The sequence below is a fragment of the Variovorax sp. WDL1 genome (genome assembly GCF_001541225.1).
Classification (GTDB): Bacteria; Pseudomonadota; Gammaproteobacteria; order Burkholderiales; family Burkholderiaceae_C; genus Variovorax.
Genome location: NZ_LMTS01000205.1, coordinates 2635 through 3056 on the forward strand (window position 1 = coordinate 2635; position 422 = coordinate 3056).

The 422-nt window shown below is 68.0% G+C and carries 1 protein-coding gene; it reads right to left on the reverse strand.

All coding sequences use genetic code 11. The annotated features are described in order from the left end of the window. On the reverse strand, positions 1–422 hold a 422-nt coding region (locus APY03_RS44535), incomplete at both ends, for a ParA family protein (protein ID WP_232324420.1).

Here is a 422-nt window from a genome sequence, read left to right on the forward strand (position 1 = left end):
GGCTGCGAGGATTTCCGGCGTGACGGGCGACAGCGCGAGATCGGACGCGAGCACCGCCATCTCCAGCAGCACGGAACGCGCGCCCTGGGTGTCGATCAGCACCAGGTCGTAGAGCGGAGCAAGCGCTGGCAGAAGATGCCGCAGCCGCAGGCGGCCATCCGGCGCATGCAGCAACAAGGTGTTCAGCTCACCCCGATCGTCGTTGGACAGCACCAGGTCCAGGCCCGCGATGATCGTGCGGGACACGAGCTGGCCGAGGTCGCGCTCGTTGAAGGCCAACAGCTCATAGATACCGCCCGGCGCGCGCTGGGTCAGCTCGTAGTAGGAGGACAAGGTGGGCTGCACGTCGAGATCGAGCAGCAGAACGCGCAGGCCCGCGTCTGCGGCGAGCCCGCCCAGGTTGGCGGCCGTCGTGGTCTTGC